At 73.3% G+C, this 14840-nt stretch carries 11 protein-coding genes; 4 read left to right on the top strand and 7 right to left on the bottom strand.

What is annotated here, in order from left to right; genetic code table 11:
- Positions 1-30: 30 nt before the first annotated feature.
- Genes ACFYW7_RS32895 through ACFYW7_RS32880 form a run of 4 tightly spaced genes read left to right on the top strand, consistent with a single transcriptional unit; the run spans position 31 to position 4068 of the window.
- Entirely contained in the window at positions 31-1098 is a 1068-nt protein-coding gene (locus ACFYW7_RS32895; protein WP_389509096.1) for an ABC transporter permease, read from the top strand.
- A complete protein-coding gene (locus ACFYW7_RS32890; protein WP_389509093.1) occupies positions 1095-2045 on the top strand; it encodes an ABC transporter permease in 951 nt (316 codons plus the stop codon). Before ACFYW7_RS32895 ends, ACFYW7_RS32890 begins: the two co-directional genes overlap by 4 nt.
- Positions 2042-3067 (top strand): ABC transporter ATP-binding protein, encoded by a 1026-nt coding sequence (locus ACFYW7_RS32885; protein ID WP_389509091.1) that lies wholly within the window; start codon positions 2042-2044, stop codon positions 3065-3067. The genes ACFYW7_RS32890 and ACFYW7_RS32885 overlap by 4 nt, the downstream gene beginning before the upstream one ends.
- A complete protein-coding gene (locus tag ACFYW7_RS32880) occupies positions 3064-4068 on the top strand; it encodes an ABC transporter ATP-binding protein (protein ID WP_389509089.1) in 1005 nt (334 codons plus the stop codon). The genes ACFYW7_RS32885 and ACFYW7_RS32880 overlap by 4 nt, the downstream gene beginning before the upstream one ends.
- 45 nt (positions 4069-4113) lie before the next feature.
- Here ACFYW7_RS32880 and ACFYW7_RS32875 read toward each other — a convergent pair whose 3' ends face one another.
- The 7 genes from ACFYW7_RS32875 to ACFYW7_RS32845 all read right to left on the bottom strand — a co-directional run bounded on the left by ACFYW7_RS32875 (position 4114) and on the right by ACFYW7_RS32845 (position 14810).
- Entirely contained in the window at positions 4114-5067 is a 954-nt protein-coding gene (locus ACFYW7_RS32875; protein ID WP_389509086.1) for a bifunctional riboflavin kinase/FAD synthetase, read from the bottom strand.
- A 142-nt stretch (positions 5068-5209) separates the two neighbouring features.
- On the bottom strand, positions 5210-9007 hold the full coding sequence (locus ACFYW7_RS32870) for a serine protease (protein ID WP_389509084.1): 3798 nt from the start codon (positions 9005-9007) through the stop codon (positions 5210-5212).
- Between the two features lie 277 nt (positions 9008-9284).
- Positions 9285-10190 (bottom strand): tRNA pseudouridine(55) synthase TruB, encoded by a 906-nt coding sequence (gene truB, locus ACFYW7_RS32865; RefSeq protein WP_389509082.1) that lies wholly within the window; start codon positions 10188-10190, stop codon positions 9285-9287.
- Positions 10187-10639, bottom strand: coding sequence for a 30S ribosome-binding factor RbfA (gene rbfA / locus ACFYW7_RS32860; protein WP_389509080.1), 453 nt, complete (start codon positions 10637-10639; stop codon positions 10187-10189). The genes truB and rbfA overlap by 4 nt, the downstream gene beginning before the upstream one ends.
- Positions 10640-10672: 33 nt before the next feature.
- Positions 10673-10966: a DUF503 domain-containing protein gene (locus tag ACFYW7_RS32855; protein WP_351552929.1), complete on the bottom strand. Its 294-nt coding sequence runs from the start codon at positions 10964-10966 to the stop codon at positions 10673-10675.
- A 258-nt stretch (positions 10967-11224) separates the two neighbouring features.
- A complete protein-coding gene (gene infB, locus ACFYW7_RS32850; protein WP_389509077.1) occupies positions 11225-14383 on the bottom strand; it encodes a translation initiation factor IF-2 in 3159 nt (1052 codons plus the stop codon).
- 148 nt (positions 14384-14531) lie between these two features.
- The gene (locus ACFYW7_RS32845; protein ID WP_389509075.1) at positions 14532-14810 is read right to left on the bottom strand and encodes a YlxR family protein; all 279 of its coding nucleotides are present in this window, start codon (positions 14808-14810) and stop codon (positions 14532-14534) included.
- Positions 14811-14840: the final 30 nt, after the last annotated feature.

Below are 14840 nucleotides of genomic sequence, written 5' to 3'. Positions count from 1 at the left end.
CCGATGAACGTACGAGCGAATGAGTAGTCCATGACCGCTGAGGCAACACCCTCGCTGGTCGAGGCGACCGGCGGTCCGGCAGCGGCCGGGCCGTCGGTCCGCGGGCCGGGGGCGCGCACCCGCACCGGCTATCCGCGGTACGTGGCGGGCAAGCTGGGCGGCGCGGCCGTCTCCCTGCTCGCCGTCCTCGTCACCAGCTTCTTCCTCTTCCGGCTCATCCCCGGCGACCCCGTGAAGTTCATGACGGGCGGCCGTCAGGTGTCGGCCGAGCAACTCGCCAACTACCGAAAGGAGTTCGGGCTCGATCTGCCGCTGTGGGAGCAGTTCACCGACTACTGCGGCAAGGCCCTCACCGGCGACCTCGGCTCCTCCTACCAGTTCCGCGCCCCCGTCATCGACAAGGTCACCGAGGCGCTGCCGAACACCCTGCTGCTCACCGGGACGGCATTCGTCCTCTACACCGCGCTCGGCATCTTCCTCGGCACCCGCTCCGCCTGGCGCCACGGAGGGAAGGGCGACCGGGTCAACACCGGCCTGGCGCTGACCCTCTACTCGATCCCGTCCTTCTGGCTCGGACTGCTGCTCATCATCGTCTTCTCGGTGGGCATGGGCCCGATCCCCGGCCTGTTCCCGACCGGCGGCATGGAGTCGGGCGGCGAGGAGGGCTTCGCGTACGTCGTCGACGTCGCCCACCATCTGGTCCTGCCGGTGGTGACGCTGGTCGCCGTCGAGTACGGGCAGACCCTGCTGGTGACCCGCTCGGCGCTGCTCGACGAGATGGGCGGCGACTATCTGACGACGGCCCGCGCGAAGGGGCTGCGGGACGACCTCGTACGCCGTCGGCACGCCGTGCCCAACGCGCTGCTGCCCACCGTCACCCTGATCTTCATCAACCTCGGCCGGACGGTCGCGGGCGTGATCCTCGTGGAGACCGTCTTCTCCTGGCCCGGCCTCGGCGGGCTCTTCTACCAGGCGCTGAGCGTGCCCGATCTGCCGTTGGTGCAGGGGCTGTTCTTCGTCTTCGCGGCCGCGGTGATCGTGATGAACACGCTGGCCGACCTGATCTATCCGCTGCTGGACCCCCGGGTGGGCCGATGACGACGACCGAGCCGGACGGCCCGATGACGGCCGGAGCACCTCCGCGGCCGGCCCGGCCGAGTCCGCGCGCCCTCGCACGGCAGCGCCGCCGCCGCTCCGCCGCCCGCTTCTGGAAGCGGTACCGCACGCACCGGGCGGGCGTCCTCGGGCTCGCCGCCCTGTCCCTCTTCGCACTGATCGCGCTGACCGCGCCGCTGACCGTCGGCTCCGACGTGCAGAGCGTGACGAACGCGCCGGGCGACCCGCTGGAGAGCCCGAGTGCCGAATTCCCGCTCGGCACCGACCAGTTCGGCCGCGATCTGCTCGGTCTCCTGGTGTGGGGCGCCCGGGTCTCCCTGCTGGTCGGACTGCTCGCCGCCGTACTGTCGGTGGCGATCGGGGCGCTGATCGGGATCACCGCCGGGCACTTCCGCGGCTGGTACGCGACCGTGCTGATGCGGATCACCGACTGGTTCCTGGTGATGCCGACGCTGGTGCTCGCCATCGCGCTGGCGACCGTGATGACCCGTTCCCTCGGCACGATCATCCTGGCGATCGGCGTCACGACCTGGCCGACCACGGCCCGGCTGGTGCGCGCGCAGACCCTCGCGGTGGAGTCCCGGCCGTACATCGAGCGGGCCAAGGCACTCGGCGGCGGCCACTGGCACGTCATGTCCCGTCACGTGCTGCCCAACGTGATGCCGTTGGTCCTGGCCCAGACGACGCTCATCATCTCGTCGGCGATCCTCGCGGAGGCGACGCTCGCGTTCCTCGGCCTCGGCGATCCGACCGTCGTGTCGTGGGGCGGGCTGCTCCAGGACGCGCGCGAGGCGGGCGCGGTCAGCACGGGCAAGTGGTGGTACCTGGTTCCGCCGGGCGTCGCGATCGCGGTGGTCGCGCTGGCGTTCACCCTGTGCGGCCGGGCGGTCGAGTCGGTCCTCAACCCGAAGCTGGGGGTGGCGCGTTGAGCACGGCGACCGAGGGGACGCCGGGCGCGTCGGGCGGCCGAAGGCTGCTGGAGGTACGGAACCTCGAGGTGACGTACCCGGGCGGCGCGGCCGCCGTACGCGGTGTGGATCTCTCGCTGGACGCGGGACAGAAGCTCGGCATCGCGGGCGAGTCCGGCTGCGGCAAGTCCACGCTGGCGCTGGCGCTGCTGCGGCTGCTGCCCGCGGGCACCCGCACGAGCGGGGAGATCCTGCTCGCCGGGGAGGACGTGCTGAAGATGAAGTGGGGGCGGGTGCGGGCGGTGCGCTGGGCGGGCGCGTCGATCGTCTTCCAGGGAGCGATGCACTCGCTGAACGCCGTGCACCGCGTCGGCGACCAGATCGCCGAGCCGATCCTGCTGCACCGGAAGGCGACCCCGGCGGGCGCGCGCGCGAGGACGGGCGAGCTGCTCGAACAGGTGGGACTGCCCGCCGCCCGCGCGAACGCCTATCCGCACGAACTCTCCGGCGGCCAGCGCCAACGCGTCATGATCGCCATGGCGTTGGCCTGCGACCCGCGACTGGTCGTCGCCGACGAGCCGACCACCGCGCTCGACGTGATGATCCAGGCGCAGATCCTGCGCCTGATCGAACAGCTCGTGAGCGAGCAGGAGGTGGGACTCGTCATGATCAGCCACGACCTCGCCGTGCTGGCCGACACCTGTGACCGGCTCGCGGTGATGTACGCGGGCCGCGTGGTGGAGGAGGGCCCGGCCCGGCAGGTCTACGACGAAGCCCGTCACCCGTACGGCAGGGCCCTGTCGGCGGCCTTCCCGCGCATCGGCGACCCGGCGTCCCGGTTCGCTCCGCGCGGGCTGCCCGGCGACCCGCCGGATCCGTCGGCGCTGCCGTCCGGCTGCACGTTCCACCCGCGCTGCCCGGTGGCGCTGGACGTGTGCTCGACACAGGACCAGACGCTGCGGGACGCCGGGACGGGACGATGGGCGGCCTGTGTCCATGTGGACGCGGCCGCGGGCGCGGAACCGGTCAGGAGCACGCCATGACGACCACCCCCGTGACGGCCGGGCCGCTGCTGCGCGCGCGGGGTCTGCACGTCACCTTCCCCGGCCGGCAGGGCGCCGCCCTCGCACGGGCCGTCGACGGTGTGGACCTCGACATCCGGCCCGGAGAGATCGTCGCCCTGGTAGGCGAGTCGGGCTGCGGCAAGACGACGCTGGCCCGGTCGCTCCTCGGTCTCGTCCCGCCGACCGGCGGTGGTGTCACCTTCGACGGCAGGGCGCTGAACTACTCCTCACGCGCTCTGAAGGCGTACCGCAAGCGCGTCCAGCTCGTGCTCCAGGACCCGAGCGGCTCGCTGAACCCGCGGCACACGGTGTACGACGCGGTGGCCGAGGGCCTGCGCATCCACCGGTACGGCGGCGACGAGCGGGCGGCGGTCGCCGAGGCCCTGTCCCGGGCGGGCCTGCGTCCCCCGGAGCGCTTCTTCCTGCGCTATCCGCACGAACTGTCCGGCGGCCAGCGCCAGCGCGTCGTCATCGCCGGCGCGCTCGTCCTGGAGCCCGAACTCATCGTCGCCGACGAGCCGGTGGCCTCCCTCGACGCCTCGGTCCGCGGTGAGATCCTCGCGCTGCTCCTGCGGCTGCGCGACGAACTCGGCCTGGCCGCCCTGGTGGTGACCCATGATCTGGGGCTGGCGTGGAACATCGCCGACCGGGTCGCGGTGATGTACCTCGGCCGGATCGTGGAGACCGGCGCCGTCGAGCAGGTCCTGACGGCGCCCCGGCATCCGTACACGCGGGCCCTGTTGTCCGTGCTCCCGGAGGCACCCGGCGATCCGGTCGTGCTGAGCGGCGAGCCCCCGGACCCCTCCCGCATCCCCGGCGGCTGCCGGTTCCACGCCCGCTGCCAGGTCCTGGCGAGCGGGGAGGCCGAACGGGCGGGGGTGGCGGACGCCTGCCGGGGTCAGGACCTCGCGGTGCTGGACGGCGGGGGCGGGGCACAGGTGGCGTGCCACTGGGCCCGGGCGGTTCGCCCGGACGTGTGAAACGCGGCCGGGACGGACGTCAGGGCCGGGTGAGGACGGGGAGGGTCACTCCCCGTCGTACGCCTCGATGAGTTCGCGCGAGCGCTTCACGTCGTCGGCGATGGCCACGAGGAGCGCTTCGACGGACTCGAACCTGGCCTGGCCGCGCACGAAGGCGAGGAAGTCCACGGCGACGTGCAGGCCGTAGAGGTCGAGGCCGACACGGTCGATGGCGTACGCCTCCACCGTGCGCTCGGTGCCGTCGAACTGCGGGTTCGTGCCCACCGAGATCGCGGCGGGCATGGCCTCGCCCTGGGCGTGCAGCCAGCCGGCGTAGACGCCGTCGGCGGGGATCGCGGTGTGCGGGAGGGTCTCGACGTTCGCCGTGGGGAAGCCGAGCTCGCGGCCGCGCTGGGCGCCGCGGACGACGACTCCCTCGACGCGGTGCGGCCGTCCGAGGATCTCGCGCGCGCCCTCGACGTCGCCCTCGGCGACGAGCCGCCGGGTGAGGGTCGAGGAGAACGGCTCGCCGCCGCCCGCCTCACCGGACACGTAGAGGTCCACGACCTCGACCTCGAAGTCGTACGTCTCCCCCTGCTCGCGCAGGAAGCCGACGTTGCCCGCGGCCTTGTGGCCGAAGCGGAAGTTGGGGCCCTCTACGACCGCCTTGGCGTGCAGCTTGTCGACCAGCACCTTGACCACGAAGTCGGCGGGCGACAGCTTCGAGAACTCGGTGGTGAACGGCAGGATGAGCAGCGCGTCCACACCCAGTTCGGCCATCAGTTCGGCGCGGCGGTGGTGCGGGGCGAGCAGCGGGGGGTGGCTGCCGGGGCGGACCACCTCGCTGGGGTGCGGATCGAAGGTCACCACCACGGAGGGGACGCCCAGCTCGCGGGCGCGGTCCACGGCATGCCGGATGATCAGCTGGTGTCCGCGGTGCACCCCGTCGTAGGAACCGATGGTGACGACGCTGCGCCCCCAGTCCTCGGGGATGTCCTCCAAGCCACGCCAGCGCTGCACTGTGACCGCTCCTTGTCGAACCCGTGTCCGTGATTGCCTCGTTCGCAGCTCTAAGGGTGCCATGCCGTGTGCGCTCGGCTTGCATCGGCATCGGGCTGTGACGCATCGCTCAGAACCCCGGAGTACCGCGCGCGGGTGTGGTTCAGGCGGGAACTCCGGCTCCGGCCAGGTTCTCGATCATCCGGCGGGTGCTGGGGCCGACCACGCCGGACCAGTCCTCGGGGCGGTCGGTCAGCCAGCGGGCGGCCAGCGGCGCGAAGCCCGGGACGTGCCGGGCCAGGTCGACGAGGCCCCGGTCGAAGCCGGTGGCCCCGGCCGGTGTGCGGACGAGCAGGAGGCCGACCCGGCGCACGAGGTCACGGGTGGGCTCCTCGCCCCGCCGGTCGAAACCGTCGGCGGCGGCCTTCAGGACGGTGCCGAGAACGACCGGGTCCCGCTCGTGCGCCAGCAGCAGGTCGAGCAGCTCGCGCCGGAGCGGGGCGGAAGCCGCGCCGCCCGGCGCCGCGAGGACCTCGGCGAGCGCCACCCGCATCGGTCGGGCACAGTCTTCCAGCAGACCGCTGACCAGCAGGAACAGCGCCGCGTCGGTGGCGGTCCCGTGATCGAGGCGCCGGTCCACGTACGCGGACAGGGGCGCGGCGGCACCGGGGCACAGCTCGACGGCTTCCCGCACCGTCGTGGCGACCTGGCGCGCCAGCGCCACCGTGGTGGCGTCGGCGAGGGTGCGCAGCAGTTCGGCGGTGTCCGGGCCGGGCCGCCGCAGCCGGTCGCGGAAGGCGCCGAGCACCGGCTCCGGATGGGTGGTGAGCGCGGCGGCCAGCGCGCTCGGCGGCAGCCGTGGGTCGCCAGCCGCGAACCGCTCGAGCGCCTGCGGCAGCGATCGGGCACGCGTCTGCGGATCCCGTACGAGGATGCCGAGCGCCCCGCCGTGCAGCGTGCGGTCCGCGGGGCGGGCGAGCAGGGCGAAGGCGGCGTGGCGCAGCAGCTCACGGTCGGCCCCGGTCCCCGCGAAGGGCGCCGCCCGCAGTCCGTACGCGACCGCGGCCACCCGTCGGGCCGGCTGTTCGTCCCGCGCCCAGCGGTCCACCGCCCGGCACAGGGCCGACGGCTCCTCCTCGGCCAGCACGGCCAGCAGCTCGTCGCCCCGCCGGTGCGCGCAGGCCACCAGGGCCTCGGCCAGGTCGTCGGGGCCCCGCCTCCGGTGGGCGTACAGCAGCGCCTGCGCGGCGGTCGCCACGGTCGCGTGCGGGGTCGCGGGCAGGGGGCGCTCGTCGTCGAACCAGCGGGTGAGGTGGCGGTACACGGCGACGGGTTCGGCGGCGAGCAGACGGGAGACGGTGTCGAGGTAGCGCGGGGCGGCGGCCGTCCCTCCCTGGTGGGAGGGTCCGGCCGCCCGGGCCCGGCACGGGTCGGCGACCACCAGCCGCCTGAGCAGGTCGAAGCGTTCCGCGTCCGGCACGGGCAGCGCCGCCCAGAAGGCCGGGCCGAACTCCGCGGGCACGGCCCTCCCCCGCTCCCGCCACGCCACGATCCGCTCGGTGAGCAGCCGCAGCACGCCGGTGTACGGGGTCGCGTCGGGCACCCGGAGCAGAACGGTGGAGCAGAGGCGGCCGGCCCACCAGAGCGGATCACCGAGCCCGTCCCCGAGCCGGTCACCGAGCGCGTCGGGCCCCTCCGGCAGCAGGTCGTCGAGCGCGTGGACGAGTTCCTCGAGGCGGAGGGTGAGTTCGGCCGCGCCCTGTTGACGGGCCAGCAGGAGGAGGGTCTCCACGACGGGCCCGACGCGATGCCGGGGCACGGGAAGGGGGTCCGCCCCGGAGTCCGTGGCCGTGGACCGGGAGCGGCGCGCGAGCCGGCGGCTCGGCCCCGCGTGCGCCGTGTGCCCGTAGGCGGTGCCGGGTGCGGCGCGCCATCGGTGGACCAGGCCGTGCAGCGCCGTGTCCAGATCGAGGTGGCCCCCCTGGAGCCAGTCGGCGAGTTCCTCGTGGGCGAAGCGGTAGCCGTCACCGGCGGGGACCAGGAGTCCTTCGGTGAGCACGGCGGAGGCCCAGCCGGTGACCCCCTGAGGGCCCCGCCCCGACGTCGGTCCCCAGGGGAAGACGGTCTCGAAGGACAGCCGGTCCAGTTCGCCCTGCCCGGGCCCCAGACAGCGTCGGGCGGCCTCGTGCACCCGGCCGGAGACCCGGGCGGCGAGCCGGCGCACGGCGGTGCCGCGCAGGCCGTTCGCCGCGGCCAGCCGGACCGCGATCCGCAGACACATCAGGTCGAGGTGGGCGGCGAGCACGTCGTCACGGTCGAGGCGGACCGCGCACCCGTCCGGGCCGCCCGGGTGGGCGTCCGGCACGGCCGGGAGCGCGGCGCGTACCTCGCGGAGCAGGCGCAGCACCAGCGGATGGCGGGCGTCCGCCGGTGCCAGGACGCTCTCCGGAATCCCGGCGCCCGCCCGGACCCGCCGGGCCTCCTCCTCGGTCAGGTCGCCGAGCGGCACACAGGCGGGCAGGGGCCCGTCCGCGTCCGGTGCCGAGGGCTCGCCCGGATACGCCCCCGCGGGGCCGGCCGGCCGGTGCAGCAGTTCCGCCGGGAATCCGGCCCCGGCCGACTCCCAGTGCTCCGCCCGGCATCCGACCACGAGCCGTGCGCCGGTCTCCCCCAGCCAGGCGGCCGTTCCCCCGGTCCAGTCCGGGAGCCGGTGCGCGAGGCCCGGTGGCATCTCCTCGGGGCCGTCGAGGAGGAGCAGCAGGGGCCTGCCGGCGGCGGACGCGGCCCGGGCCAGCCGGTCCGGCCCGATGTCGCCGAGTTCCCCGCCGTATCTCCGGGGAGGCAGCAGGTCCGCGTCCTCCGGCCGCTCGGCCTCCCGTCCGCTCGCCCCGGGGTTCCGCCGTGACGCCGCCACGATCCGCCCGGCGCGTTCGAGGGCGCGGGTCGCGGCGTCCGCCACCGAGGTGTCGTCGGCGCGGAGGTCGGCGCCGCGCAGCCACAGGGTGGGCGCCGGTTCCGGGCCCCGCAGCCGGCGGGCGGCGAGGGCGGCCAGTTCCGTCGTACGGCCGCTGCCGGGTGGGCCGACGAGTCCGAGGACGGCGGCCGGGCCCCGCTCGAAGGCCGTGAACTCCCTGATGACATCGGCGCGTTCGACGAACCCGGGGTCCGCGCCCGCGACCCCGGCGGGGGCGGCCGGAGGCGGTCCGTCCGATCCCACCGAGGTGGCGGTGAGTTCCAGCGCGCCCGCGAGATTCAGATCGTCGCCGTACCCGGGCACAGTCGCCGCGTTGCGGGCCAGCAGTTCGGCGAGCGGGCCCGCGACGCCCCGCAGGGGGACGGCCAGGCCCGGCGCGCGATGGCCGGCCGGGGTCTCCCCCGGCCCGGCGCCGTCCCGGGTCCGGGGCCGCAGGGTGGTGCCGAGGACCGCCACGACGGCGCCGGTGGCGACGTCCACCACCGGTCCCCCGGCCGCTCCGCCGCCCGGCCGGAGCGCGTCCGCGCCCGCTGTGCCGATCGCCAACTCCAGCGCGTCGCCCAGGAGATGGACGCCGTCGGTGGCCCGGTACGTCACGGCGGCGGAGCCCAGCACCCGCGCCTCGCGCCAGCCGCCCGCCGCGATCCGGACGTACGTACCGGTCACGACGCGGTCCCGGGCCGTGACGGGGAGCGGGCAGAGGCCGAGACCTTGGGTGCGTACGAGGGCCAGTCCGGCCTCGGGCAGCGGTGTGACGGCGTCCGCGGTCACGACACAGGTGCGGTCGCCGGAGGCCCGCAGGACCAGCCGGTCCAGTCCGTCGACGGCCTCGTGGCTGGTGACGACGGTGCCGTGGTGGTCCGCCGCGAATCCCGCGCCGCGGGGACGCCCCGCCGGGTCGCAGACGCGTACCAGGGCTTCGTCCCCCGCCGGTCCGACCTCGCCGGCCGCCTCTTCGTATCCGCTCCGCGGGCCGCGTCCCGCCATGCTCCGACCTCCCCGCCGCGCTCCTGATCCGACGGTAGGGGTGAGGTGATCAACGGGACAGATCGCCTGACGAACGCGCCCCCTTCTACTCCCTCGGTTCACTCCGAGCGCCCGCCCGAAGGGGTGAATACGCGAGGCCGGGTGGATACACCTTGGGTGGGGGAACCGAGGGGGGACCCAGGAGCGGCGGGCACGAGACCCCGTGACCGCCGCTCCACGGGCCCGTACTCCACCCGTCTGTCGCACGACCGCCTCGACCGGCGTCCGCGCGTGGACCTCAGCTGAAGACGGCCAGGCTCTTGGCCTTGCCCTTCTGCTCCTCCACCAGTGCGAGGAACTGCCCTTCGGGGTCGAAGACCGCGACCGTGCCGCGGCCCGCGTACTCCTCGGGCATCTCGAGCCGGACACCGTTCAGCAGCAGCCGGGCCCGCTTGGTGTCCACGTCCCAGCGCGGGAAGGCGGCCGAGGCCGCCTCCGCGATCGGCATCACGGTCAGCTCCTCCTGGAGCTGGTCCAGGGTGCGCGCCGAGTCCAGCTTGTACGGGCCGACGCGGGTGCGGCGCAGGGCCGTGAGGTGTCCCCCGACGCCCAGGTCCGCGCCGAGGTCGCGGGCGAGCGCCCGGATGTACGTCCCGGACGAGCAGACGACGGAGACGACCAGGTCGAGCACCGGGGTGCCGTCCTCGGCGACCGCGTCCCGGACGTCGTACACCGCGAACGAGGAGACGGTCACCGGGCGCGCCGGGATCTCGAACTCCTCGCCCTCACGCGCCCTCTTGTACGAGCGCACGCCGTCGATCTTGATGGCGCTGACCTTCGACGGCACCTGCATGATGGCGCCGGTCAGCTTGGCGACCCCGGCGTCGATCGCGTCGCGGCGCACACCGGAGGCGTCCGTCGACGAGGTGAGGTCGCCCTCGGCGTCGTCGGTCAGCGTGTTCTGGCCGAGCCGGATCGTACCGACGTACTCCTTCTCGGTGAGCGCGAGGTGACCGAGGAGCTTGGTGGCCTTCTCGACACCGAGGACGAGCACACCGGTCGCCATGGGGTCGAGGGTGCCCGCGTGGCCCACCCGGCGCGTCCTGGCGATCCCGCGCATCTTGGCGACCACGTCGTGCGAAGTGAAGCCCGACGGCTTGTCGACGATGACAAGCCCGTCGGGCGTCCTGTGCTTCTCCGTCATTCGGCCGCGTCGTCCTCGTCGTCGTCCTCGCCCGGCTTCTTGTACGGGTCCGCGTCACCCGCGAAGGCCGCGCCGGCCGAGACCTCGCGCACCGCCGCGTCCGAGGCCCGTGCCTTGTCGAGCAGGTCCTCGATGGTCTTCGCGGTGTCCGGCAGGGCGTCCGCGACGAACGTCAGCGTCGGCGTGAACTTCACGCCCGCCGCCGCGCCGACGGCCGAGCGGAGCACGCCCTTGGCGCTCTCCAGGCCCGCGGCCGCCTCGGCGCGCATCTCGTCGTCCCCGTACACCGTGTAGAAGACGGTGGCCTCCCGGAGGTCCCCGGTGACCCGGGTGTCCGTGATGGTGACGTGCGTGCCGAGCCGCGGGTCCTTGATCCCACGCTGCAGCTTCTTGGCCACCACCTCTCGGATGAGGTCCGCCAGCCTCTTCGCCCGCGCGTTGTCGGCCACTGGTCCGTCTCCTTCTTCGCCTTGCTTGTTCCGTCAGTCTTCGTCTGTGTGGAGTCTGCGTCGAACCGACAGCAGTTCCACCTCCGGTCGCGCCGCGACCAGCCGTTCGCACCGGTCCAGTACGTCCGTCAGGTGTGTGGTGTCACCGGAGACCACCGCCAGGCCGATCTCTGCCCTGCGGTGAAGGTCCTGGTTGCCCGTCTCGGCCGCACTCACCGCGTACTTCCGCTGGAGTTCGGCGACGATCGGCCGGACGAGAGAGCGTTTCTCCTTGAGCGAGTGAACATCGCCGAGGAGCAGATCGAAGGACAGCGTCCCCACATACATGGATGCCCGGATGTCCCGCCGGTACGGGATAGATGACCTGCCAATGTGCTTGGCAGGGACATCAGAACCGTACAACGAACCGTCGGCTCGCTCGACGGGGTTTCCGGGCTCCCGGCTCGTCCACCGGGCGGGTGAGCGGCCGGGCCGCTCGCACGGTTCCCCGCGCCCCGGGAAAGGGACGCGGGGAAGCGCGTGATCTCTCAAACGGCAAGCTGGCCGGCGGTGACAGAGCACCGCCGGCCAGCTCACACAACCGCTTTACGAGCGCGGCTTCTCGCGCATCTCGTACGTCGCGATGACGTCGTCGACCTTGATGTCGTTGAAGTTGCCGAGGTTGATACCACCCTCGAACCCTTCGCGGAGCTCGGTGACGTCGTCCTTGAAGCGACGCAGACCGGAGATGTTGAGGCTCTCCGCGATGACCTTGCCGTCGCGGATGAGGCGCGCCTTGGTGTTGCGCTTGACCTCTCCCGAACGGACCAGGACACCGGCGATGTTGCCCAGCTTGGACGACTTGAAGACCTCGCGGATCTCCGCCGTGCCGAGCTCGACCTCCTCGTACTCCGGCTTGAGCATGCCCTTGAGGGCCGCCTCGATCTCCTCGATGGCCTGGTAGATCACCGAGTAGTACCGGACGTCGACGCCCTCGCGCTCCGCCATCTGCGCCGCGCGGCCCGCGGCGCGGACGTTGAAGCCGATGACGATGGCGTCGGAGCCGGTCGCCAGGTTGATGTCGGACTCGGTGACCGCACCCACACCGCGGTGCAGGATGCGGATGTCGACCTCGTCGCCGACGTCGAGCTGGAGCAGCGAGGACTCGAGAGCCTCCACCGAACCGGACGCGTCGCCCTTGATGATGAGGTTGAGTTCCTGCACCAGACCGGCCTTGAGGGCCTCGTCCAGGTTCTCCAGGGAGAACCGGACACCCCGGCGGGCGAAGTTGGCGTTGCGCTCACGCGCCGCGCGCTTCTCGGCGATCTGACGCGCCGTACGGTCCTCGTCGACGACCAGGAAGTTGTCGCCGGCACCCGGGACGTTGGTGAGACCCAGGACCAGGACGGGGGTCGACGGACCCGCTTCCTCGACGTTGTTGCCGTTGTCGTCGAGCATCGCCCGGACACGGCCGTACGCGTCGCCGACCACCATGGTGTCGCCGATGCGCAGCGTGCCACGCTGGACCAGGACCGTCGAAACGGCACCGCGGCCGCGGTCGAGGTGGGACTCGATCGCAATACCCTGCGCGTCCTGCTCCGGGTTGGCCCGCAGGTCGAGCGAGGCGTCCGCGGTCAGGACCACGGCCTCCAGCAGGCTCTCGATGTTGAGGCCCTGCTTGGCGGAGATGTCGACGAACATCGTGTCGCCGCCGTACTCCTCGGCCACCAGACCGAACTCGGTGAGCTGACCGCGCACCTTGGTCGGGTCGGCGCCCTCGACGTCGATCTTGTTGACCGCGACCACGATCGGCACGTCGGCCGCCTTGGCGTGGTTCAGCGCCTCGATCGTCTGGGGCATCACACCGTCGTTGGCCGCCACCACGAGGATCGCGATGTCGGTCGACTTCGCACCACGGGCACGCATGGCGGTGAACGCCTCGTGACCGGGGGTGTCGATGAAGGTGATCCTGCGCTCTTCACCGTTGACCTCGGTCGCGACCTGGTACGCACCGATGTGCTGCGTGATACCGCCGGCCTCGCCCGCGACGACGTTCGTCTTGCGGATGGTGTCGAGAAGGCGGGTCTTGCCGTGGTCGACGTGACCCATGACGGTCACGACCGGCGGACGGACCACGAGGTCGTCCTCGTCGCCCTCGTCCTCGCCGAACTCGATGTCGAAGGACTCGAGCAGCTCGCGGTCCTCCTCCTCGGGGCTGACGATCTCGAGGACGAAGTTCATCTCGTCCGCGAGGAGCTTCAGCGTCTCGTCGGAGACGGACTGCGTGGCAGTGACCATCTCGCCGAGGTTCATCATCACGCCGACGAGCGACGCCGGGTTGGCGCCGATCTTCTCCGCGAAGTCGGTCAGGGACGCACCGCGCGACAGGCGGACGGCCTGTCCGTTGCCGCGAGGCAGCATCACGCCGCCGACCGACGGGGCCTGCATGGCCTCGTACTCCTGGCGCCTCTGCCGCTTCGACTTGCGACCACGACGCGCCGGACCGCCGGGACGGCCGAACGCACCCTGTGTGCCACCACGGGCACCCGGACCACCGGGACGACCGCCGAAGCCGGGACGGCCACCGCCGCCACCGGGACCACCGGGACGACCGGCGAAGCCGCCGCCGCCACCACCGGGACGACCGGCGAAACCGCCACCGCCGCCACCGGGACCGGCCGGACGACCGGCGAAGCCGCCGCCACCCGGACGACCGCCGCCGCCACCGGGACCACCGGGACGACCGCCGCCGCCACCGGGACCGCGGCCACCGGGGCCACCGCCGGGACGCGGGGTACCCGCGGCCGGACGCTGAGGCATCATGCCGGGGTTCGGACGGTTACCACCGGGGGCGCCGCCGGGACGCGGAGCGCCACCCTGCGGACGGGGCATGCCGCCCGGAGTCGGACGGGCACCGCCGGGACCGCCCTGCGGACGCGGAGCGCCACCGGGACCGCCCTGCGGACGGGGACCACGGTCCTGACCGGCACCCTGGGGACGCGGAGCGCCACCGGGAGCACCGGCACCGCCGGGACGCGGGGCGCCACCCGGACGGGGCGCCTGGGGGCGCGCCATGCCGGTGGAACCACCAGAGGTGAACGGGTTGTTGCCCGGACGGGGACCGGCCGGACGGGCACCGGGACGCGAGGCCTGGCCGCCGGGACGCGGGGCGCCCTGACGGTCGCCGCCACGCTCGGGGCGGTCGCCGCCGCGCTCGGGACGGTCACCACGGCCCTGGCCGCCCTGACCGGGACCACCGGCGGGACGGGTACCCGGACGCGGAGCCTGGCCGGCCGGACGCGGGGCGCCCGGACGGGGACCCGCGGCGGGAGCCGAGGAGGCCGCCGGAGCGACCGGCGCCGACGGGGGCGCGGTGAACTCGGGCACGGCCGGAGCCGGAGCCGCCGGAGCGGGCTTCGGCGCGGGCTTGGGACCCGGGCGCGGGCCCGGGGCGGCCGGGGTGACCGGACCAGCCGCGGGCTTCTCGGCCGCGGCCGGCTTCGGGGCCGGCGGGCGCGGGGCGGCCGGACGGGCCGCCTGCGCCGGAGAGGGGGCACCCGGCTTGGCCGGGGAAGCCTTGCGTGCGGCGGGCTTGCCGCCACCATTGCCCTGCTGGAGGGCATCTGTCAGTTTACGTACGACGGGGGCCTCGATAGTCGAGGACGCCGAACGGACGAATTCACCGAGTTCTTGGAGCTTGGCCATGACGACCTTGCTCTCTACGCCGAACTCCTTGGCGAGTTCGTATACCCGGACCTTAGCCACTTCGCTCCTTTTAGGTCCGGGTCTGCGTCCGGACCGTCGCTACTTCATGGGCGTACTCATCGCGTGCTCATCGAGTGCTCATCGCAATCTCGACCTACTTCCAACTCGCGGGGTACCAGGGCCGCACGGGGGTTCCGCGCGACGCGTTTTACTGTGTTGCCTGCTCGACGCAGTGGCGCAAGGCCACGGTGTCGAGCGGTCCCTGGGCGCGCAGCGCCCGTGGGATCGCCCGGCGGCGGACCGCCTGGTCGAGACAGACCAGGGCGGAGTGCACGTACGCACCCCGGCCGGGCAGCGTACCGCGAGGATCGGGGACACACTCACCCTCGACCGCCACGATGCGCAGCAAGTCTCTCTTGGCCGCTCGCTCCCGGCACCCCACACAGGTGCGTTCAGGGCATGCGCGGGCTCGCGTCCGGCCAGACACTCTTAAGTCTACCTCCCCGCACCGACCTCA

It is taken from the genome of Streptomyces sp. NPDC002580, assembly GCF_042889485.1.
In the GTDB taxonomy this organism is placed as follows: Bacteria; Actinomycetota; Actinomycetes; order Streptomycetales; family Streptomycetaceae; genus Streptomyces.
This window is presented reverse-complemented; position numbering and strand designations above follow the sequence as displayed.

Bases quoted from the DNA above. Each gene is read 5' to 3' on its own strand.
- ACFYW7_RS32855 (WP_351552929.1), bottom strand. From the start codon at position 10,966: ATGTATGTGGGGACGCTGTCCTTCGATCTGCTCCTCGGCGATGTTCAC.
- ACFYW7_RS32895 (WP_389509096.1), top strand. From the start codon at position 31: ATGACCGCTGAGGCAACACCCTCGCTGGTCGAGGCGACCGGCGGTCCG.
- ACFYW7_RS32890 (WP_389509093.1), top strand. From the start codon at position 1,095: ATGACGACGACCGAGCCGGACGGCCCGATGACGGCCGGAGCACCTCCG.
- truB (WP_389509082.1), bottom strand. From the start codon at position 10,190: ATGACGGAGAAGCACAGGACGCCCGACGGGCTTGTCATCGTCGACAAG.
- ACFYW7_RS32880 (WP_389509089.1), top strand. From the start codon at position 3,064: ATGACGACCACCCCCGTGACGGCCGGGCCGCTGCTGCGCGCGCGGGGT.
- ACFYW7_RS32870 (WP_389509084.1), bottom strand. From the start codon at position 9,007: ATGGCGGGACGCGGCCCGCGGAGCGGATACGAAGAGGCGGCCGGCGAG.